Raw genomic sequence first — 20347 nt, 5'->3', positions numbered from 1 at the left:
CTAGAGTAATGTCACAGCGTCTCGGCGCAGAAGGCCGCCGGCGTGATGATGCGCGCACGACTGATACTGCTGCGTTGCAATAGCCCGGCGCGATAGTCGCCGGTCACCAGATAGTCGGCCTCGCCGGCCAAGGACATCGCCAACAGCAACGCATCGTTCGGATCGTTGACCTCGATGCCATCCGGCAGAGGCGGCAGCGCATCCAGCATGATCGAGCGCCGCATGTTGTTGACCATCGTGCCGACGCGGTGCGGCTGAAGCACATCCTTGAACTTCGCGTAGCGGCTCGCACGGCGCAGTTCGTCGATTTGCGCGGCCGATGTTACTAGGTCGAAACGATCCTTCTGCCATGCACGATAGATGGTGTCCGGCAAGCCGTGCGGCGAGAGCAGCGCACTGAGCAACACGTTGGTATCGAGGACGACCCGCATCAGTGCTCACGCGCCCATTGCACGGCTTCGTTCACGATAGCCGTCAAATCGGCCTCGCTCACGTTGGCGTTCGCCGCCTTAGCCTGTTCAACGGCGCGCTCGAAGATATAGGTGCGTACCGCTTCCTCGATGAAGCGCGATAGATCGCCCTTGCGACCGCCGCCTTGCGATGCAAGGAACATGCGGACGGACTGATCCGTGTCGGGTGACACGGCAATATTCCAGCGCACAGTGCTCATAATGCCCTCCATTTGGGTGCTTACACGCATAGGTGTTTATGCGCCATATTTGCCGCGCTTGCAATAGTTCAATAAAACGATCGTTTCTATGGACTACGGCGGAGCAATCGGTACGACGTGTCCATAGGTCAACAAGCCTACGGATGAAAATCGGCTGTCTGGCGACAATTACTTTTGCCGGCGGCCCGCGTTCGCGCAGTCGTGCGACCAGACGACGAAAAAACGCTTACGTTGTTCGGCCCTCAGCACGCACGATTTTGTAAGCCATTGCGCTTTCCTAAATTTTGTACGGGACGCGCATGCCTGGTTCGTCCGCAGGGAAATCTTTCGTATTGCGTGAGACAAGCAGCAGCGAGTGCACCTGTGCCGTCGCCCATGCAATGGCATCCGGCAACCGAATCCGCTTGGTTTTTCGAATCTCCACTGCCCGGTTCGCGATCGCATTATCGAGGGCGACTACATCGAATGAACTGAGCCATGCTCGAATCGCAGATTCTTCCTCTGTGGAGGCACTAACAAGGATCTCCATCCAGGTAATCGTGCTGATCGCACGATATTCATAGCGCTCCAGCTCCTTCCTCGCAGCGTTGATTCCGCTTAGATAGTCGATCAGGATGTTCGTGTCGAAAAGCGCCTTTACCATTCGGAGCGGAGCTCCTGCTGGTAGGCAAGGCCGTCGACTTTCTTGCTCTTCCACAACCCGAGGACGTCTGCCCCGAGTGTGCGCTTGCGCTGGGAGATATACGCCTCGATTGCGTCACGAATGATGGCAGCGCGTGGACGATGTTCGGTCTCCACGATAACCGCCAACTCCTCAATCCGCGAATCCGGTAATTCAACGAGGATACGACTCATAACGGCTCCTTTAAATATATATATCATGAGGGGGCGTAGTACAAGATTCGTATCGCGCCTTGCGCTGGCAGCGTTCTCGTAAGTCGTGCCTAGCGGATATAGGCCTTGGCTAGCCTACTCGATAATAAAAAATGCGGCATGTGAGCCGGGCTAATGACGCGTCCTGCATGCCTCGCGCGCATCCCGCGTCAACAGCTGCCGTGGCCAACTGCTGTCCGCACGCGACGGCTTTTCCCATTGCCGCAACGATCTTTTCCCGCGCCGCAGCGTCGTCTACTCGCAGCGCGTAGGACGGATGCCACGTGGCGACCAGCCACGTATCGCCGAGCCGCACAGGAGCGTGCAGATAGTCCTGCATGTTGACGTTGCGGCGCAGGACCGCCCTCAGCGCCGTGGCACCCAGCGTAACGATGACGGCTGGCCGCACACGCGCCAGTTCGTGCTCTAGCCAATGGGCGCAAGCGTCGATCTCGCGTTGCGCTGGCGTTTTGTGCAAACGCCGCTTGCCGCGCGCAAGCCATTTGAAGTGCTTGACTGCATTGGTCAGGAAAACCGTGTCGCGCGGCACACCGGCGCGGCGCAGCGCCTCGTCCAGCACCTGACCGGCGGGGCCCACGAACGCGCGGCCGGCCAAGTCTTCGTAGTCCCCCGGTTGTTCGCCGATCAGCATCATCCGGGCGGTTTCCGGACCGTGGCCCGGCACCGCCTGGGTAGCATTGCGCCACAATTCACAGCGACGGCATTCGTCGAGCGAAGACGGGACCGGCCGTGACGGCCGCGCGCGCTGCGCGTCCACGATGACCGGCTTGCCTGTCATCGCGCGCACTGTGCTAGCCTGCGCCATACGACGCGCGCCACTTCGCGCGTCGGCGATCATTGCCGGTATCAGTGGTCCCTCAGGTAAACTTTTCCAAAAGCGCACTGGCATGTGCTGGTGCAGCGCTGTTTCGTTCAGCCGCGCCGGATTGAAAGTGCTTTTGTAATAGGCGAGCCACAGCGATTCGACTTCGTCAACAGCGGCACCGGCCCGTATTGCCACCGCATCGCCGGATACGGCCGAGAACTGCAGCGTCGCGCCATCCCACAGCGCCGCGCCTTGTGGCGTGCCGATCCACCAGGACGACGTTCCCATGCGGCGTGCAAAGTGCTCTGCGGCGTATGCCAACACGTCATGCTCGGGTTCGTACCAGGCCAGATATTCCGGCATCGCAGCGCCGCCACGTCGATGAAAACGCACGTACGCGATCATGTCGTGCTTGGCACGACGCACGGACCTGGCCATCGCGTGCAGTCGCGCGCCGTCTTCGTCGGCCGCCGATGCCACTGCCCGATCGCCATGCCACCATCGCCACAGAACCCGATATAAAAGCGCCCAACGTTGCGGCGAACGATACAGCGCGGCGTCTTGCAGCAGTGACGCCAACGCGCTCGAGACGTTCACGCGCAAATCGGCGTTGTCGCTGTGCGCACCGGATGCTTGCGTTCGCTCGTCGCATGCGACCGGTGCGGTGGTTGGATAGTCCAGCGGCATTTGCGCTGTGGTGATGCTTGTTACCGAACCACGTTCGACCCATGTCACGGCCTCTGGTGGCCAACGCGCCGCGAGCGCGCGCAACGCCTGCGAGCGCCAACTGGCGTAGCCGCCATCGACCATCAGCGTGGATGGACACGCGCCATTCATAGTAACGCCAATTGTACGGGCGCGCGCGACAGGGCGCGCCGCAGCTGTTCCGATGGCATATCGACTCGTGCGGGCCTGTAGTCCTGCGCCACAATAAACGATTTGACCTGATCCATTACGCAACGCAGGCGAATCAAATCGTGATAGCGGATCGCGCGCACGCGACGCAACTGCGCCAGCCGTTTTGCATTGCGTACGCCGATGCCCGGTACGCGTGCGATCAGCCACGGCGGCGCGCGATTCAGATCGACCGGAAACGATTCGCGGTGCGCCAACGCCCAGGCTAGCTTTGGGTTGATGTCCAGTGGCAGATCGCCGTCTTTTTGAAACAGCTCTTCAGCACGAAAACCATAACCGCGCAACAAGAAGTCCGCCTGATACAGCCGATGCTCGCGCAGGAGCGGCGGAGCGTACGACGGAAGCGCAGGCGGGCTGTCCGGGATTGGGCTGAAAGCGGAGTAATACACGCGTTTCAATTGGTATGCACCGTACAGCGTTTGCGCAGTGCGTAAAATGGTGCGGTCGTCAGCATCATCGGCGCCCACGATCATTTGCGTGCTTTGTCCGGCCGGCGCGTTGAGTGGCGCCTGTTTCTCGCTCTGCGCTTGTTCCCGAGCCAGACGGATCGATCCCATGGCGCGCTTGATCGTCGACGCGTTTTTCTCGGGCGCCAGCCGTTGCAGGCCGCGGTCGGTCGGCAGTTCGATGTTCACGCTAAGCCGGTCGGCATATCGGCCAGCCTCCAAGATGAGCCGCGGATCGGCGTCCGGAATCGTCTTCAAATGAATATAACCGCGAAATTGGTGCTCTTCACGCAGCGACCGCGCCACATGAACCAACTGCTCCATCGTGTAGTCGGCGCTGCGGATCACGCCGGAACTGAGAAATAGGCCGTCGATGTAATTGCGCCGGTAGAAATCCATCGTCAGATTGACGACTTCCTGCGGCAAAAAGCGCGCGCGCGGGACATTGCTGGAGCGCCGGTTCACGCAATACTGGCAATCGTACTGGCAAAAATTGGTCAGCAAGATCTTCAGCAACGACACGCACCGGCCATCGGGCGTGTAACTATGGCAAATTCCGGCGCCTACGCTGGCACCTAGTCCAACGCGCGCTCGTGCATCTCGTTCAGGCGCGCCGCTGCTGGCGCATGATGCATCGTATTTGGCCGCGTCTGCCAAAATTTCGAGCTTCTTCAGCAATTCCATCGCGATGGTGATACTGTATGTATATACAGTATTATACGCTTTTGCGCGTGGGCCGCAACCGAAGCGTCACCATAGAGCGGGGGCCACGCGACACTATCGCCACGGATCGTTAGCCCACTTTCTTCAGCGCATCCGCTTTGTGGATTGCAGTTTTGCCAGTACGTGCGCTTTTGACTTCGTACTGAGGGTCGCGCGCAGATGCCTTAACGACGTGGCGGCCCGCCTTAGCGGTACCTGTCACCTTACGGGTGACGACACCGTCCGTGCGTCCCCGTGAAGTTTGCCATTGGACTTTGTCGCCTTTGGATAAAGTGGACATACTGATCTCCCGGAAGCGCGGCGGCCGAATTGGCCCCGACGATCGGCTATCGCGCAACAAGCGTGCCGCCCACGGCGCGTAACCGATTCGATAAATCAGATGCCAGGGCGAGGTGAGGGCTTGTTAACTTTCTTAACGACGATTTTTTGCACCGGCGCTTGCGTAGACGTGACTGCCGGCATTGCACTGGCACGAACTCCGCAATGCCTGTCCGATGCCGACGACATGCTTCGCTTCACGCTTGCCTGATTGAGCGTCTGATTGACGTGGACGAGCATTTTTCCCTGGCCCGAAACCGGGCAGCGCACAGCACGCCGAACGAAGTCACGCAGCCACCGTGTTGTTGGCGTGAAATGGCTTTTGTTTATTGGCTATTACGCCGGAGGAGCACGCCTTGCCTCTCCCTGTTGACCTGTCTTGAACGATGGGGAAGGTCGGTCATTTGCCCCGCGCAAAAAACGACGTTGCCAGCATGAAGCGCTCTGCTCGGGGCAGTTTGGCTAGTGCGTAGGCGGTCCACCCCCGGGGCGGCTGCCTAGGGCCCGCAGCGCGTGTTCATTGGTGCTGCATTGGCCTGCGACTCAATCGGCGGCGCGCGTGAAACGCATCGCGGTTCCATCGCGCGTGATGCGCTCCCAGACCGCGCGCTTTTCATCGTCGGTCATGAACACCCAGTTCGACACCTCTGCCGCCGTCCGGCCGCAGCCTTTGCAGACTTCGTCAAATAACGTGGAGCATACGCCGATGCAAGGGCTGTCCGGCTGCGAGTGAAGGGGGGAACTCATCGATAACGCGTCGAAAATGGGAAGGCGAAAACGCCCATGCTAAACGATCCGTATTGGCCCGTCCATCGAGCCTGGCCTGTCTATTGAGCCGACCGTGACGGTGCTCGAAGTGCAGCCAAGCCCGCAATCGGCAAGATTGGCGAATCACGAAGGCATCGAACTATCGCGCTGAAACATTCGCCACGCATTTCCTTCAATTGCCACCCGTATTCGAATTGCGTGAAGAATCTAACACGTACCTCAGGCTAGGGGTCGCTTCAGGAAACGGAAAGCTAGCTCGACAGCGTGCGCGCGTAGGTCAGGTGCTGGTACAGCGTATCGGGATCGGTGTTGGTGCCGCACAGCAGCACGCCGACGCGCTTGCCTTCGAGCGCATCGCGCAGCGGCCCGAGCAGTGCGGCGAGCGCCGCCGCGCACGCAGGCTCGACAGCCAGTTTCAGTTGCTCGAACAAGCGCAGCATGGCCACGCGCAACTGGTCATCGGAGACGGTCACCATCCGGTCGATGTGCCGGCGGCACAGCTCGTAGCTGTACGCCTCGGTGTGCGGCGCCAACAGCGAATCGGCGACACTGCGCATCGGGCCCATCTTCACCGGATGGTTTGCCGCGAAGCTCTTGCTCATCGCGTCGGCCCCTTCCGGCTCGACACCATAGACATGAAGGCGCGGGTTCACCAGGCGCAACGCGGTGGCGACACCCGCACCGAGCCCGCCGCCGCCGACCGGCACGATCACCGCGTCCAGTGCTGGCGTCTGCGTGGCCCATTCGTAGCCGAGCGTCGCGGTACCGAGCACGGTGCGATACCCATTGAACGGATGGATGAAGCAGCGCCGCTCGTCCGCCTCGATGCGTCGGACCTTGTCGAACGCCTGCGCGCCATCGTCGGCGAATACCACTTCGGCGCCGTACTGCCGACACAACTCGATGCGCGTTGGGCTGGCCGTCTTGAGCATCACCACCTTAGCGCTGATACCCAGGCGCATCGCGGCGTGCGCGACGGCGGCCGCGTGATTGCCGGCGCTCACGCACGTGACGCCGGCGCTGCGCTGCGCGTCGTTCAGCGCCAGCAGGTTGGAGAACGCGCCGCGCACTTTGAAGGAGCCTGCGGCTTGGAATAACTCGAACTTGAAGTTGATCGTCGTGCCTTCGAGGGACGGAAAATCGCTGCGATCGAAGGTCGGCGTGCGAATCACCCATGGGGCGAGCGCTAGGTGCTGCGCGGCGATATCATCCAGCGTCGGTACGCGTTGGCCATCAACCGACGCGGGCGTTGTCGATAGGTTCGCCGCGGACGCGGGCAACGGCTTCGAAACAGGCGGCGGCACGGCCCAATCAGACATGTGCATGAACCTCGAGACTGGTGATCAGTTTGTGAATGAATGACTCGCTCGCGCCAAGTTGCTCGAGCGAAACAAATTCGTTGGGCTTATGGGCTTGCTCGATATTGCCCGGCCCGCAGACGACGGTCGGGATCCCGGCACGCTGGAACAGGCCGGCCTCGGTGCCGTATGCGACCTTGCGCTTGGCTTGGTCGGCGGTGAGCGCCCGTACCAGTTGCGTGATCGCCGCCTGCTCGCTGGCGTCCAGCCCCGGGGCAGCGGCGATCTCTGAGATCTCGATGGCTGCGTCCGGATGCTCGCGGCGCATCTGCGGCAGCAGCGTATCACGCGCATACGTCTCGATCTGCGCCAGGATGGCCTGCGGATCCATCGTCGGCAGGTTGCGGAATTCGAACTGGAATTCGCAGTGCGCTGGGACCGTGTTGATCGCGTTGCCACCGGTGATTGTACTGGTCTGTGCGGTCGTAAATGGCACGTCGTAGAGCGTGTCGAACGGCCCGTGTGAGCGGTAGCGCTGCGCGACGTCGCGTATGTGGCAAATCAGCCGCGCCGCATATTCGATTGCATTGAGCCCCTGTGGCGTCAGCGATGAGTGGGCCGCGTGCCCGCGCACGCAGCAGCGGTAGGCATTGATTCCCTTGTGGGCGACGATCGGGCGCATGCTGGTCGGCTCACCAACAATGCAGCCTTCGGGCCGCAGGCCGCGCTTTTGCAGATCCGAGAGCAGCAGGGGGGCGCCGGCGCAACCCACTTCCTCGTCGAACGACAGCGCGAAATGAATCGGCTTGGCGAGCTTCGCCGACTGCATCTGCGGCAGCAAAGCGAGCGCGGTGCCAATGAACCCCTTCATATCGCAGCTGCCGCGCCCGTAGAGCTTACCGTCGTCGATGCGGGCAACGAACGGATCGCTGTCCCATTGCTGTCCCTCAACCGGCACCACGTCGGTGTGGCCGGACAGCACGATGCCGCCGTGTGTAGTGCCGTCATGGGCCGGTACAGTGGCGAACAGGTTAGCCCATTGGCCCGTTTCGTCGTACGTCAGCGTCGCGTCAAGACCGGCTGAGCGCAGGTAGTCGCGTACTGTTTCAATCAATCCGAGGTTGGGCAGGCGGCTTGTGGTATCGAAGCTAATCAGCTTCTCAGTCCACGCAATGGCGGTGGCACTGGCGGGCAGATCGGGCGAGGGTGGAGTACCCGGCAGCGCGGCCGATGAACCGGCCGACGCCGATGTCGCGGATGCAGACATAGTGTGGCTCCCATTGATCACGAGTCGATCATACCCAAAAACGAATCCGTTCCAAAGCGGCGAGGCATCAATTCCGTTAGCGCCGTGCGCACGGAGTTTGACTCAAGCGTTGACTCAGGCGGTTGTGCGCCGTGCATGAGCGGCACAGCGTGGCGCCGCTCATGCGTTGGTCCGCTGCTTGCCCGGTGCGCCTAACGCCCGCAGCGTTTCCTTAACCGTCGCGATCCGGCTCGCCAGGTCAGGACTGTGCAACTCGATCCGCAACTTGTCTTGCCCCGCCAGCTTAATGTGCCGGTGCTTTTGCACCATTTCGATGATGCGCATCGCGTCGATCGGTGGATTCGGGACGAATTGCAGCCCAATCGCGCTTTCCGCCGCGTCGATCTTGATAATGCCTAGCGGCTTGGCGGCCAGCCGCAGTCGATGCGTTTCAATCAGCGCCTGCGCCTGTACCGGCAGCTTGCCGAAGCGGTCGATCAGCTCTTCATGGATGCCGTCGATGGCCTCGCCTGCTTCGCAATTAGCCAGGCGCTTGTACAGCGACAGGCGCTCCTGCACGTCGCTGCAATAATCGGCCGGCAGGATTGCCGGCATATGTAGGTTGATCTCGGTGGTGGCGGCCAGCGGCGCGTTCAAGTCCGGCTCGCGGCCATCCTTTAACGCGCGCACGGCGTCGTTGAGCATATCAGTATAGAGTTGGAAGCCAATTTCCTGGATGTCGCCTGACTGCTTCTCGCCCAGCACCTCCCCGGTGCCGCGGATCTCCAGATCATGCATCGCGAGATAAAAGCCGGCCCCCAGCTCCTCCATTTGCTGAATCGCCTCGAGGCGGCGCTGCGCCTGCCGGCTCAGCGACTGCGGGTCGTTGACCAGCAAGTAGGCGTACGCTTGGTGATGGGAGCGACCGACACGGCCCCGCAACTGGTGCAGCTGGGCCAGGCCAAATTTATCGGCGCGATGAATGAGGATCGTGTTGGCGCTCGGCACGTCGATCCCGGTTTCAATGATTGTCGTGCACAGCAGCACGTTGGCCCGTTGCGCGACGAAGTCGCGCATCACGCGTTCGAGATCGCGCTCGTGCATCTGGCCGTGCGCCACCGCGATGCGGGCTTCGGGCACCAGCGCTTCGAGCGCCGCGCGGCGGCTGTCGATCGACTCGACCTCGTTATGCAGAAAGTAAACCTGGCCACCGCGCTTAAGCTCGCGCAACATCGCCTCGCGGATCACGCTGTCTTCCTCGCGCCGCACAAAGGTCTTGATCGCCAGGCGCTTTTGCGGTGCAGTGGCGATCACCGAGAAGTCCCGCAACCCTTCCAGCGCCATGCCCAGCGTGCGAGGGATCGGCGTAGCGGTCAATGTCAGCACGTCCACTTCCGCGCGCAGCGCCTTGAGGGCTTCTTTTTGCCGCACGCCGAAGCGGTGCTCCTCGTCGATAATCACGAGCCCCAGGCGCTTAAAGCGCACATCAGCGGACAGCAGCTTGTGGGTGCCGATCACAATGTCGACATTGCCGTCGTTGATCGCCTGGATCGCGGCATTGACCTCCTTGGTGGACTTGAAGCGCGATAACTCGGCGATGCGCACCGGCCAGTCGGCAAAACGGTCAGTGAAGGTCTGCACGTGCTGCTCGGCCAGCAGCGTCGTCGGCGACAACAACGCCACCTGCTTGCCGCCGAGCACGGCGATGAAGGCTGCGCGCAGCGCCACTTCGGTCTTGCCGAACCCGACGTCGCCGCACACCAGCCGGTCCATTGGCTTGCCACTGGTCATATCGCCGATCACCGCGGCGATGGCGGCGGCCTGGTCCGGCGTCTCGTCGAAACCAAAGCTTTCTGCAAAGCGCACGTAGTCGCGCGGGTCCAGCGCGAACGCATGGCCCTGGCGCGCTGCGCGGCGCGCATATAGGTTCAGCAGCTCTGCTGCGGTATCGCGGATCTGCTGGGCGGCGCGCCGCTTGGCTTTTTCCCATTGGCCCGAGCCAAGCGCGTGCAGCGGTGCGCTGTCCGGATCGGCGCCGCCGTAGCGAGAGATCACGTGCAACTGCGACACCGGCACGTACAGCTTGCTGTCGCCCTGATACGCCAAGTGCAGGAACTCGGTGTCGCCTTCGCCTAAGTCCATCGTCACCAGGCCCATGTACCGTCCGACACCGTGCTGGCTGTGAACGACAGGGTCGCCGACCTTCAGCTCAGACAGATCGCGCACCATCGAATCGACGTCGCTGGCCTGTTCCTGGCGTCTCCGGCTGGCACGGCGTGCAAGCGGCCCGTACAGCTCGGTTTCGGTGACCAGCGCAATATGCTCGGCCGGTAGCACGAAGCCGGATGCAACGGGCGCGACGGCTAACCCAAACGGCGCGTCGCCTTGTACGAACGCGTCGAACGAATCGAACAGCGACGCTCGCAGATGGTGATCGACGAGCAATTGAGAGAGGGTCTCGCGGCGTCCGGCTGACTCCGCGACGAGCAGAACCCGATGGCCTGCCGTGCCGAGATAGCGGCGCAGTGCGTCAACTGGATCCTGCGCGTGCCGGTCGATTGCCAGCGAGGGCAGCGGCATCGACCAGCGCTGGGCGTCGTCCGAGGATTTCGTGCCGAGCGAGAGCCGCGCAAACGGCTTGGCCAATGTGAAGAAGTCCTGCTCGGATAGGAACAGTCGCGCAGGCGCTAGAATCGGACGCTCGCGCTCATGCGACAGAAACGCGTGCCGTTGCTTTGTCTCGGCGCTGAACTGCCGGATCGACGCCTCGATATCGCCGACCAGTACCAAATGCGTGTGCTCGGGCAGATAGTGGAACAGCGTCGCGGTGTCCTCGAAGAACAGTGGCAGGTAGTATTCGATACCCGCCGACGGCACGCCATTGCCGATGTCCTTATAGATCGGCGCGCGTGACGGATCGCCTTCGAATTCGGCGCGCCATCGACTGCGAAACGCCGTGCGCGCAGCCTCGTCGAACGGGAACTCGCGTCCCGGCAGCAGGCGTACGTCGTGCACCGGGTAAAGACTGCGCTGCGTATCGGGATCGAACGCGCGAATCGAATCAATCTGGTCGTCGAACAGGTCGATCCGGTACGGCAGCGACGAGCCCATCGGGAACAAATCGATCAGCGAGCCGCGCACGCAGTATTCGCCCGGACGCACGACCTGGCTCACGTGCTCGTAGCCGGCCAGCGTGAGCCGTGACTTGAGCTTGGCTTCGTCCAGCCGCTGGCCTTGCTTGAATTCGAAGGTGTACGCGGCCATGAACGTGGCCGGCGGCATCCGATACAATGCGGTCGTGGCCGGCACGACCAGGATGTCGCAGCGGCCTTCGCCCAGGTCGTGCAGCGTGGCGAGACGCTCCGACACCAGGTCCTGATGCGGCGAGAAGGTATCGTACGGTAGGGTTTCCCAGTCGGGTAGAAGCCGCACGCGCACGTCGGGCGCGAAGCAGCCGATTTCCTGCTGCAGGCGCTGCGCATCGACCGCGCTTGCGCAGATCAGCGCAAGCATCGGCATGCGGTCGCGATACGCTAAATGGTAGCGCGCAATCGCCAGCGCATCGGCGGATCCCGAGGCGCCATCGAATGCATAGCGCTGGCCCTCCTTGATGAATGGAACGGGGCAGGCGAACGGGGCGGGCGGTGAATCGGGTAGGGTAGCGGAATAATCGGGCATGAGCAGGCAATGAGGGCTGCGGGCGGCAACTTTAATCGTCTATTATAAAATCCGTCTTACATTTTGACTTTGCACGGATTGTGCGACTTTCGTGACCTCCCGCCTGTTTGCCCTGATTCCCTGCGCCGGCACCGGCTCGCGCGCGGGCTCGCCAATCCCGAAGCAGTACCGGACGATTGCCGGCCGCAACCTGTTGTACTACTCGTTGGCGGCTTTCGATGCATGCTCGGAGTTTACCCAAACCCTAGTGGTGCTCGCACCCGACGACGGCTATTTCGATCCACGGCGCTTGGGCGCGTTGCGCTACGCGGTCAAGCGCTGCGGCGGCGAAAGCCGGCATGCATCGGTGTACAACGGGCTGCTCGCGCTGGCCGAATTCGGCGCGCGCGACGATGACTGGGTTCTGGTTCATGACGCAGCGCGACCGGGCATCACGCCGGAGTTGATCCGCGCGCTGGTGGCCGCCGTGCGGGACGACCCGGTGGGCGGCATCATGGCGATGCCGGTGGCTGACACGCTCAAGCGGGTCAATCCGTCGCAGTGTCCTGCGGGCAGCAACGGCCCGGCAACGCCGCGTATCGGCGCGACCGAGCCGCGCGACAACCTGTGGCAGGCGCAGACGCCGCAAATGTTTCGTATCGGCACACTGCGCGAGGCGCTCGTGCAGGCACAGGCGCGTGGCCATGCGGTGACCGACGAGGCTTCCGCGCTCGAATCGCTCGGCTACGCGCCCCGGGTCGTGCAGGGCAGCTTGCGCAACTTCAAGGTGACGTATCCGGACGATTTTGCGTTGGCCGAAGCGTTCCTCATGCAGGATGCGGCGCGCTGAGCACTGCCACGCCTGCGCGCCCCGCGCTCCGCTTGCCGCAGCGCTCAGTCCACTCAACCCAGCAGGAGAATGACGAATGAATTTACGAATTGGCCAGGGCTACGACGTGCATGCGCTCGTGCCGGGGCGGCCGCTGGTGCTCGGTGGCGTGATGGTGCCCTATGAACGCGGGCTGCTCGGCCATTCGGACGCCGATGCGCTGCTGCACGCGATCACCGATGCGCTGCTCGGCGCTGCGGCGCTGGGCGATATCGGCCGTCATTTCCCCGATACCGATGCGCACTTTGCCGGCGCCGACAGCCGCGTGCTGCTGCGCGAGGCGGCGCGGCGAGTGGCGCAGGCGGGCTATCGCATCGTCAACGTGGACAGCACGGTGATCGCGCAGCAACCCAAGCTGGGCAAACACATTCCGGCGATGTGCGAGAACATTGCGGCGGATCTTGGCCTGGATGGCAACGCGGTCAACGTCAAGGCGAAGACCAACGAAAAGCTGGGCTATCTTGGCCGCGGCGAGGCCATTGAGGCACAGGCCGTGGTGCTACTCGCCAGCCATTGAGGCGCCGCGGCTGCGGCAGCAGCGCGGCGTCGGGCGCTGCCGCGCGCCGGCATTCGCCCGCAGGTGCAATGGGGCTATGCCTCGGCGCTGCGCCGAGGGCGGCCCTCATGCGCCGAGGCGCGTATCAGACCGGTTCCGGACGGCCATTGCGGCTGAGCGGAAAATCGATCGTGACCTCTAGCCCCGGACCGGGCACGCGGTTGCGCAGCCGTAGTGAACCACGGTAGCGGCTGACGAGTCGCTGCACGATTGCCATGCCCAGCCCGGTGCCATCTGCCTGGCTGCGGGCCGTGTCGACGCGGTAGAACGGACGGGTCACCAGACTGAGTTGGTCATCTGGGATGCCCGGGCCCTCGTCCAACACCGACAACTCGACGCGGGCATGCACAAGCTGCGTTTCTATCGTGATGTGCGGGATGTCATCATTCGCACTGCGCCCGTACTTGCGTGCGTTTTCGATCAAGTTGCCAACTACGCGGCGCAGATCCGTCGCGTCCGCATCGACCATCGCGCCTTGCGATAGCCGCGTGGTGATGCGCACGCCGTCTTCCGACGCCATGCGCGCGACCGCTTCGCTGGCGATCACGGATAGATCGACGCGCTCTGGTGCACGCTGCACCGGACGCGCATAGTCGAGGAAACGACCGATGATTCTGTCCATCTGCTCGATATCATCGATCATCGCGACCTTCGTCGCATCGTCTGACGGACTCATTTCGGTTTCGAGCCGCAGGCGGGCCAGCGGCGTGCGCAAATCGTGCGAGATGCCGGCAAGCATCAGCGCGCGGTCTGCCTCGAGTTGCTGCAAATCGCGAACCATCTGGTTAAAGCTGCGGTTTGTCTCTGCTGCGACACCGAGCCCACGCTCGGGCAGCGGCTCCGGCGTCTGCCCCTGGCCGACCCGGCTCGCCGCCATCGCCAGGCGCGAGAACGGCCGGTTCACCAGGCTTGTGATGAATGCCGCCCCGAATAGCGATAGCGCCAGCGCAAACGTGCCCCAGCCGAACCATTGTAGGCCGGTGACGTTGTCGAGCTGTTCCCGATCCAGCGCGACCCAGTAGTCGTCGTCATCGATTTTGAAGCTGATCCACACGCCCGGTATGTCATTGACCGACTGGGCGATGATGGTGTCCTCGCCGAGCCGTGCGCGAATATTCTTCTCGATCAGCCGCGTCAATGATTCGTCCGGCTGCAGCGTGTACTTGTCGGTGGCCTCACGCGGGTAAACCCGCACGCCCTCGTTGCTTTCCAGGTCCTGCAGCAGCGCACGACGCAGATCCGGGTCGGAGTACAGCAGCGCAGTGCGCGTGAGCTTAACGATCGCCACCAGTTGCATCGCGACGCGCTCGGCACGCGGTTCGCGCTCGATCACCCGGAAGCTCTGGAACCATGCGGCCAGGCTCACTGCGATCAACAGGGCAATCAGCAAGAAGGTGCGCCAGAATAAGCCGCCGAACGCGAGCGTCAGTAACCGGCGGTCGATGCGCATCGTAGGAGAGCGTTAGTGAAGCAATCTATCAAGCCGGCGCGTGTATCGCGCGGTGCGTGCTTAGGCGGCGCCATCGGGAATAAACACGTAGCCTAGGCCCCACACGGTCTGGATGAAGCGCGGGCTGCCCGGATCGGGCTCGATCAGCTTACGCAGCCGCGAGATCTGCACATCGAGGCTGCGGTCGAACACCTCGTATTCACGCCCGCGCGCTAGCTCCATCAGCTTTTCTCGCGACAGCGGCTGGCGAGGCTGGCGCGCAAACACCTTCAGCACCGAAAACTCGCCGGTGGTCAGCGGGATCTCCTGGCCGTTCTTGGTCAACGTGCGGGTGGCCAGGTTCAACGCGAACTCGCCGAACTCGAACACTTCCGCCGTCTCCGATGGCGCGCCGGGCAACTCCGATGGCGCTTGGCGACGCAATACTGCATGAATGCGCGCAACAAGCTCGCGAGGGTTGAACGGTTTCGGGAGATAATCGTCTGCACCCATCTCGAGGCCAACGATGCGATCCACATCCTCTCCCTTTGCCGTGAGCATGATGATCGGCGTGCGGTCGTTGCTGCCGCGCAAGCGGCGGCAGATCGATAGGCCGTCCTCGCCAGGCAGCATTAGGTCGAGCACGAGCAGGTCGAAGCGCTCGCGCACCCACAGCTTGTTCATTGAAGGTGCGTTTTCCGCCACGTATACATTGAAACCCTGTTCGCCTAGATAGCGACGCAACAGGTCGCGCAAACGGGGATCGTCATCGACCACGAGGATTTTAGATGGGCTTTTGGTTTCCATGGCGGAATCTTAGCGCGTTAGGGCCGGACATGAGTTGGGCTTCATTATAGGGTTACATAAGGTTACAGAATTTACCCATGCCGGCGTATGTGGTAAACCGGCCACGCGTAGACTTCGTTATAAGCAAGGGTCTTATGGTCGCAACGAAGAGCAAAATATTGTCGCAAGCAACGAAGGGAACGACATGACGAGGTGGGTGCGATACGTGAGGGCAGGTGCGCTCGGGCTTGCCCTGGGCGGCGCCGTCACCGGCACGATCGTCTACACGAGCCCGGCGTTTGCGCAAGATAACCGCGAGCGGCCTTCATCCCCCAAGGGGCGACACCGGTACACGCCGCCCAAGCCGGCCCAGCCGCCCGCCAGCGAGGCGGCGAATCGCTCCGCCGTGCCTGCCGAGTTCGACCAGCAGCGCAGACGCGATGGGCGCATGACACCGGAGGAGCGGCAACTGCTGCGCCAGCATATCGAAGATGCCGTGCGCGAACTGTACAAGCGATAAGCTTGGCTGCCGCGCGATCATTGACGCCGCGGCGCTGACGGATCTCCATCAAGGGTTTTGAACGCCAGCCAACCTTGCTAGATCGTGCACCGGAGACAATTTCTTATCAGTGGCGCCGCGCTGGGCGCACTCGGCTCGCCGTTGCTTACGGCGTGGGCCCGCCATGCGACGGTTGCCGCACGCATGGCGGGCCCCGAGGTGCCGGTCTATCGGATGACGTTGATCCTGATCGAGCTCAATGGTGGCAATGATGCGTTGAACACGGTTATTCCGTATGAGGATCCGCGTTATCGGCAGCTGAGGCCGACGATCGGGATCGCGCGCAAGGCGGATTCCATGGTGTCGCGCCGCAACTGAACCAGCTCGATGGTGACGGCCATCTGCCCTTCGGTATCGATTTCCGCTCGCTCTATGCGACGGTGTTGCAGCAAGGGTGGGGTATCGAGGCGGCCTCCGTGCTTGGTGCACGGTTCGATACGTTGCCGGGGGTGTTACGCTGAGCAAGCGCCCAGAGACGACGGGCGCCCAGGGATGGGTGCCGTTGCGGGCGCCAGTGCGTCAGTGCGTGCGCCAGGCAATCCACAACTTGCGCAGCGGCGTTAGTGCGATGCGCTGATGCAGCACGCGATAGTCTTCCGCCTCGAGTTCGCGCAGCAGTGCCAACGACATGGCGGCTTGTGCGCGGAGCACACGCTGCGTCCGGCGCTCGACGGCCGGTATCGCGCCGAGCGCATCGGTGAGCGCGCGACGCGCACGCTCGACCTGAAACGACATTAACTGCGTGAAGCCTTCGCCGTAGCGACGATGCAGGATGTCGGCGGCTGTCACGCCGAATCGCTGCATTTCGTCGATCGGGATGTAGATGCGGCCGCGCCGTGCGTCCTCGCCGGTGCGCTCGACGATATCGGCAAGTAGCAACGCCCGCCCGAGCGCCGGGGCCCATGACGCCAGGCTGGTCGGCTCGCGCGCGGTCACTCCGGCTACGGTACTCGCCAATGCGGCGCCCACCTGCTCCACGTAACGGCGCAGCCCTGCGAAATCGAGATAGCGTGCCTGATCCAGGTCCATCTGGTAACCGGATAGCCACGTCATGAACGCTTCGATCGGCGCCGTGCTGGCGTAATAGCGAGCGATGGCTTGCGTCACCGGATGGGTTGGCGCGTCCTGTGCGAGGGCGCCGAACTCGCGTTGCCACCAGGCGAGCTTGGCGCGCCCGACGGCTGGATCACTGACTTCGCTGACGCTTTCGGCCAATTCCCGATGCAATGCGTACAGCGCGGTCAACAACGGCTGCGCGGTCAACGGCGCCTGCCGCAGCGCATAGTACGTGCTGGATCCGGCCGGGGCCGCCTTTTGCTGGCAATAATCGTCGATATTCACGCGAAGCGAAACATGCAAAAGCGCGCGCGGCGTGTACCGTGCGCAAAGCATCAAAGTTTAGCATTGGCCGTACACGCGGTGCAGACAACGCGCGGCAAATCGGTTAGAATCTTGCGCTTGCAGCGTCTAAGTCGGGCTGACCGACCTTTTGGCGCGGCAGAACACGACAACCGGGCGGCGTGCAATGCGCCCCTGGATGCGAGGATGGCGAAATTGGTAGACGCACCAGGTTTAGGTCCTGACGCCCGCAAGGGTGTAGGGGTTCGAGTCCCCTTCCTCGCACCACAGATCCACCGTCGACGTATCTCGCGGCCGCCATTAGGGCGCCAGCGAGGGCCGTGCGCGAGCAGCGGGCCGCGCTGCGCTTGCGTGCCAGCCGTGCCGATCGTGCCGCGATCATTGGCAACCCGCTACCCCTTTGCAGGATAATCAGATGGCCGAAAGGATCGTCGGCAATTTTATCGTTCGCACGATGCAGAGTTCGACGCGGCCGGGCGAATGGACGTCCACTTACTTCATTTCCCGGCTTGACGCGAAGCTGCGCGAGGGGTGGGTCATGCGGCAGGCGATCGACGCAGTATTCGACAACCAGAATGCCGCCGCCGAGTATGCGCTCGACGCCGGCGTCAAGGCGGCCGCCCGGCTTGCGCCCGATGCACGCGGCGCAGGCCGCGAGCGCGGCTAGCGTGGCGACGCACTCGTGCGTTTGGCGCGCGGCTTGGTCGTTTTCTGTGCCGTCGATGCCTCCGCGTTGCGTGCTGCGGCAATCACTTTGTCGAGTAGCCGGCTCAATTGGGCATGCTCACGCTCGCCAAGCACGGCGAACATATTGTCGTTCCAGCGCCGCGCGATCGGCATGATTTTGCGATACAGCGCGCGCCCGGCCGGGGTCAGTGACACGACGACGATACGTCCATCGTCGCGGCTTGCCTGGCGTTGCAGTAGCGCACGCCGCATCAACGCTTCCGCGGCGCGGCTTGCCTGGCTCTTGTCGAGATTGGCGTGCCGGGCCAGCTCGATGACCGAGAACGGCCCGAATGCGCCGACGGCTGCGATCACGCGCGCCTCAGCGATCGATATGCCGATTTTACGCTGGTAAAGTTCGCTGATGCCGCGCTCGGACAACTTGTTGAGCACGTGTATGCGGTAGGTGAGGAATTGGGCCAGGCCGGATTGATCGGCAGAAGTCATGTTGCTCCTGTTAAAGCGTCTAGCGTAGAAAGGTGAACCGGTGCCACGACAATCACCGACGCGCCGTGCTGGGTACGGGCCCCGACATGGGATGGCTGCATAGCCGTGGCGGCCGGTGGGCGGGCGTCGGTACGATTAGATAAAGAAGCAGGCATTGAAACAACCAGTCTCCTAGCGTCTTGGGGTTGGCCGGTCAGCAACGGGGTGAACCGAGAGCTTATCAAACGCGACGCGCGCTGCCAGCCGTAGGGCAGGCGCGACGGCGCGCGGGTAAAATCGTGCGCCAAACGGGATAAAACCGCGATTTCCGATGTCACGCGTCAATAGTTTGCTAAACTACCTGGCTTTCCAGACCCGACTGGCTGTGCCACCGCGCGCGTTCCCCGGTATCGGGCCGCCGGTCGCCTGGCGCACGGAGAACCAGACGCTCGAACACTTTAGGACGGATTGAATTCATGGCTAACGTTGTAGAAAACCTCGGCAAACTCGAACGGCGCGTGACGATTTCGCTGCCGAAGGAGGTCGTTCAAAAGGAAATCGACGCGCGTATCCGCAAGCTGGCAAAGAATGTCCGCATGCCTGGTTTCCGTCCCGGCAAAGTGCCGCTGAAGATGGTCACGCAGCAGTACGCCGGCCAGGTTGAGGCGGAAGTGCTCAGCGACAAGATTGGCAAGGCGTTCTTCGACGTCAGCCGCGCGGAGAACCTACGCGTGGCGGGGCAACCGAGCTTCGCGGCGAAGCAGGAGCCGGCGCAGGGCGATGCGTATGCGTTCGATGCGACGTTCGAGGTCTATCCGGAAGTGAAGCTCGGCGACATCTCGAGCGCGGAAATCGAGCGGACCACGACGACGATCAGCGACGCAGAGATCGACCGTACCCTCGAAATCCTGCGTAAGCAGCGGGTGCATTTCCACCCCCGTGGCGAGGCGGGCGAGCATGGCACAGGCGGCGACGATGTCAGCGCGCAGAGCGGCGATCGCGTGACAGTCGACTTTGTGGGCAAGATCGACGGCGAGGCGTTTGCCGGCGGCAGTGCGCAGGACTTCGCGTTCGTGCTCGGCGAAGGCCGGATGCTGCCGGAGTTCGAGCAGGCGGCGCTGGGCTTGAAGGCGGGCGAGTCGCGAGAATTTGATTTGAAGTTCCCCGATGATTATCAGGGTAAGGAAGTGGCTGGCAAGACCGCGCGTTTTACGATCACCGCCAAAAAGGTCGAATGGCCGCATCAGCCCGAAATCGACACGGAATTTGCGAAGTCGCTCGGTATCGCGGATGGCGACTTGGCGAAGATGCGGGCGGAGATCAAAGATAATCTGGAACGTGAGGCGAAGCGCCGCACGCAGGCCATCCTGAAGAATCAGGTCATGGATGCGCTGTTAAAACTCGCTGAGTTGGATGCGCCGACTGCGCTGATCGAGCAGGACCAGCAGCGTCTGGTCGAAATGGCCCGTCAGGATTTGGCGCAACGCGGCGTGCCCGATGCGGCGAAAGCCCCGATTCCGGCCGAGATGTTCAAGGAGCAGGCCGAGCGTCGCGTGAAGCTTGGGTTGATCCTGGCCGAGTTGGTCAAGGAGCATAAGCTGGAGGCGAAACCCGAGCAGATCCGGGCCGAGGTGGACGAATTCGCGAAGAGCTATGAGGACCCAAAGGAAGTCGTGCGCTGGTATTATTCGAACCAGCAGCGCCTTGCCGAGATGGAAGCGTACGTAGTCGAGAGCAACGTCGTCGACTTCGTGCTGGGCAAGGCGAAGGTGACCGATAAGGAAGTCGGCTTCGAGGAACTGGCGAACGCCTCGCAGGCGGCTCAGGCGTAACGGCAGCGCAATAGGGCGGCGGGCGAAACGGTCGGATAGACGGTT

21 protein-coding genes and 1 tRNA gene are annotated in these 20347 nt (G+C 62.5%); 7 read left to right on the top strand and 15 right to left on the bottom strand.

Annotated features, from left to right (window positions below):
* Nucleotides 1-11 precede the first annotated feature (11 nt).
* From KPG66_RS07525 to mfd, 11 genes are all read right to left on the bottom strand, one after another.
* Nucleotides 12-431, bottom strand: coding sequence for a putative toxin-antitoxin system toxin component, PIN family (locus KPG66_RS07525; protein WP_237070456.1), 420 nt, complete (start codon nucleotides 429-431; stop codon nucleotides 12-14).
* Nucleotides 431-670 carry a ribbon-helix-helix domain-containing protein gene (locus tag KPG66_RS07520; RefSeq protein WP_237070454.1) on the bottom strand — a complete coding sequence of 80 codons (240 nt, stop codon included), beginning with the start codon at nucleotides 668-670 and terminating at the stop codon, nucleotides 431-433. Before KPG66_RS07520 ends, KPG66_RS07525 begins: the two co-directional genes overlap by 1 nt.
* A 277-nt stretch (nucleotides 671-947) precedes the next feature.
* Nucleotides 948-1313: a type II toxin-antitoxin system VapC family toxin gene (locus tag KPG66_RS07515; RefSeq protein ID WP_013435458.1), complete on the bottom strand. Its 366-nt coding sequence runs from the start codon at nucleotides 1311-1313 to the stop codon at nucleotides 948-950.
* The gene (locus tag KPG66_RS07510) at nucleotides 1307-1525 is read right to left on the bottom strand and encodes a ribbon-helix-helix protein, CopG family (protein WP_041754296.1); all 219 of its coding nucleotides are present in this window, start codon (nucleotides 1523-1525) and stop codon (nucleotides 1307-1309) included. Before KPG66_RS07510 ends, KPG66_RS07515 begins: the two co-directional genes overlap by 7 nt.
* Before the next feature lie 109 nt (nucleotides 1526-1634).
* A complete protein-coding gene (locus tag KPG66_RS07505; RefSeq protein WP_237070449.1) occupies nucleotides 1635-3206 on the bottom strand; it encodes a UdgX family uracil-DNA binding protein in 1572 nt (523 codons plus the stop codon).
* A complete protein-coding gene (locus KPG66_RS07500) occupies nucleotides 3203-4414 on the bottom strand; it encodes a putative DNA modification/repair radical SAM protein (protein ID WP_237070447.1) in 1212 nt (403 codons plus the stop codon). The genes KPG66_RS07505 and KPG66_RS07500 overlap by 4 nt, the downstream gene beginning before the upstream one ends.
* Nucleotides 4415-4523: 109 nt before the next feature.
* Nucleotides 4524-4733 (bottom strand): DUF2945 domain-containing protein, encoded by a 210-nt coding sequence (locus KPG66_RS07495; protein WP_013435454.1) that lies wholly within the window; start codon nucleotides 4731-4733, stop codon nucleotides 4524-4526.
* A 581-nt stretch (nucleotides 4734-5314) separates the two neighbouring features.
* Nucleotides 5315-5518 (bottom strand): DUF1289 domain-containing protein, encoded by a 204-nt coding sequence (locus KPG66_RS07490; protein WP_237070445.1) that lies wholly within the window; start codon nucleotides 5516-5518, stop codon nucleotides 5315-5317.
* Nucleotides 5519-5790: 272 nt separating this feature from the next.
* Nucleotides 5791-6864 (bottom strand): pyridoxal-phosphate dependent enzyme, encoded by a 1074-nt coding sequence (locus tag KPG66_RS07485; RefSeq protein ID WP_237070438.1) that lies wholly within the window; start codon nucleotides 6862-6864, stop codon nucleotides 5791-5793.
* Entirely contained in the window at nucleotides 6851-8104 is a 1254-nt protein-coding gene (gene argE, locus KPG66_RS07480; RefSeq protein ID WP_041753582.1) for an acetylornithine deacetylase, read from the bottom strand. The genes KPG66_RS07485 and argE overlap by 14 nt, the downstream gene beginning before the upstream one ends.
* Nucleotides 8105-8263: 159 nt before the next feature.
* Entirely contained in the window at nucleotides 8264-11761 is a 3498-nt protein-coding gene (gene mfd / locus KPG66_RS07475) for a transcription-repair coupling factor (protein WP_013435449.1), read from the bottom strand.
* 91 nt (nucleotides 11762-11852) lie between these two features.
* On the opposite strand from mfd, the gene ispD reads away from it, so the two are divergent.
* Nucleotides 11853-12590, top strand: coding sequence for a 2-C-methyl-D-erythritol 4-phosphate cytidylyltransferase (ispD, locus tag KPG66_RS07470; RefSeq protein ID WP_237070436.1), 738 nt, complete (start codon nucleotides 11853-11855; stop codon nucleotides 12588-12590).
* Nucleotides 12591-12666: 76 nt separating this feature from the next.
* A complete protein-coding gene (ispF, locus tag KPG66_RS07465; protein WP_013435447.1) occupies nucleotides 12667-13146 on the top strand; it encodes a 2-C-methyl-D-erythritol 2,4-cyclodiphosphate synthase in 480 nt (159 codons plus the stop codon).
* 124 nt (nucleotides 13147-13270) lie between these two features.
* Here ispF and KPG66_RS07460 read toward each other — a convergent pair whose 3' ends face one another.
* Nucleotides 13271-14635 carry an ATP-binding protein gene (locus tag KPG66_RS07460; RefSeq protein ID WP_237070429.1) on the bottom strand — a complete coding sequence of 455 codons (1365 nt, stop codon included), beginning with the start codon at nucleotides 14633-14635 and terminating at the stop codon, nucleotides 13271-13273.
* 60 nt (nucleotides 14636-14695) lie between these two features.
* Nucleotides 14696-15421, bottom strand: a complete 726-nt coding sequence (ompR, locus tag KPG66_RS07455) for an osmolarity response regulator transcription factor OmpR (RefSeq protein ID WP_013435445.1) — start codon at nucleotides 15419-15421, stop codon at nucleotides 14696-14698.
* 184 nt (nucleotides 15422-15605) lie between these two features.
* Here ompR and KPG66_RS07450 point away from each other — a divergent pair, with 184 nt between their 5' ends.
* On the top strand, nucleotides 15606-15920 hold the full coding sequence (locus KPG66_RS07450; RefSeq protein WP_041753580.1) for a hypothetical protein: 315 nt from the start codon (nucleotides 15606-15608) through the stop codon (nucleotides 15918-15920).
* A gap of 84 nt (nucleotides 15921-16004) precedes the next feature.
* Complete coding sequence (locus tag KPG66_RS07445) at nucleotides 16005-16277, top strand: hypothetical protein (RefSeq protein ID WP_013435443.1); 273 nt, start codon at nucleotides 16005-16007, stop codon at nucleotides 16275-16277.
* Nucleotides 16278-16478: 201 nt separating this feature from the next.
* Here the strand turns inward: KPG66_RS07445 and KPG66_RS07440 are convergent, their stop codons facing one another.
* Nucleotides 16479-17300 carry a squalene/phytoene synthase family protein gene (locus tag KPG66_RS07440; RefSeq protein WP_041754293.1) on the bottom strand — a complete coding sequence of 274 codons (822 nt, stop codon included), beginning with the start codon at nucleotides 17298-17300 and terminating at the stop codon, nucleotides 16479-16481.
* Nucleotides 17301-17498: 198 nt separating this feature from the next.
* Between KPG66_RS07440 and KPG66_RS07435 the strand changes: the two genes are divergently transcribed.
* Together KPG66_RS07435 and KPG66_RS07430 are read left to right on the top strand one after the other, a co-directional pair.
* Nucleotides 17499-17585, top strand: a tRNA-Leu gene (locus tag KPG66_RS07435).
* A gap of 148 nt (nucleotides 17586-17733) precedes the next feature.
* Entirely contained in the window at nucleotides 17734-17985 is a 252-nt protein-coding gene (locus tag KPG66_RS07430) for a hypothetical protein (RefSeq protein ID WP_041753578.1), read from the top strand.
* Here KPG66_RS07430 and KPG66_RS07425 read toward each other — a convergent pair.
* On the bottom strand, nucleotides 17982-18491 hold the full coding sequence (locus KPG66_RS07425; RefSeq protein WP_013435440.1) for a MarR family winged helix-turn-helix transcriptional regulator: 510 nt from the start codon (nucleotides 18489-18491) through the stop codon (nucleotides 17982-17984). The genes KPG66_RS07430 and KPG66_RS07425 overlap by 4 nt on opposite strands.
* A gap of 455 nt (nucleotides 18492-18946) precedes the next feature.
* Here KPG66_RS07425 and tig point away from each other — a divergent pair, with 455 nt between their 5' ends.
* A complete protein-coding gene (gene tig / locus KPG66_RS07420; protein ID WP_013435438.1) occupies nucleotides 18947-20302 on the top strand; it encodes a trigger factor in 1356 nt (451 codons plus the stop codon).
* Nucleotides 20303-20347: the final 45 nt, after the last annotated feature.

It is taken from the genome of Mycetohabitans sp. B2 (genome assembly GCF_021733735.1).
In the GTDB taxonomy this organism is placed as follows: Bacteria; Pseudomonadota; Gammaproteobacteria; order Burkholderiales; family Burkholderiaceae; genus Mycetohabitans; species Mycetohabitans rhizoxinica.
This window is presented reverse-complemented; position numbering and strand designations above follow the sequence as displayed.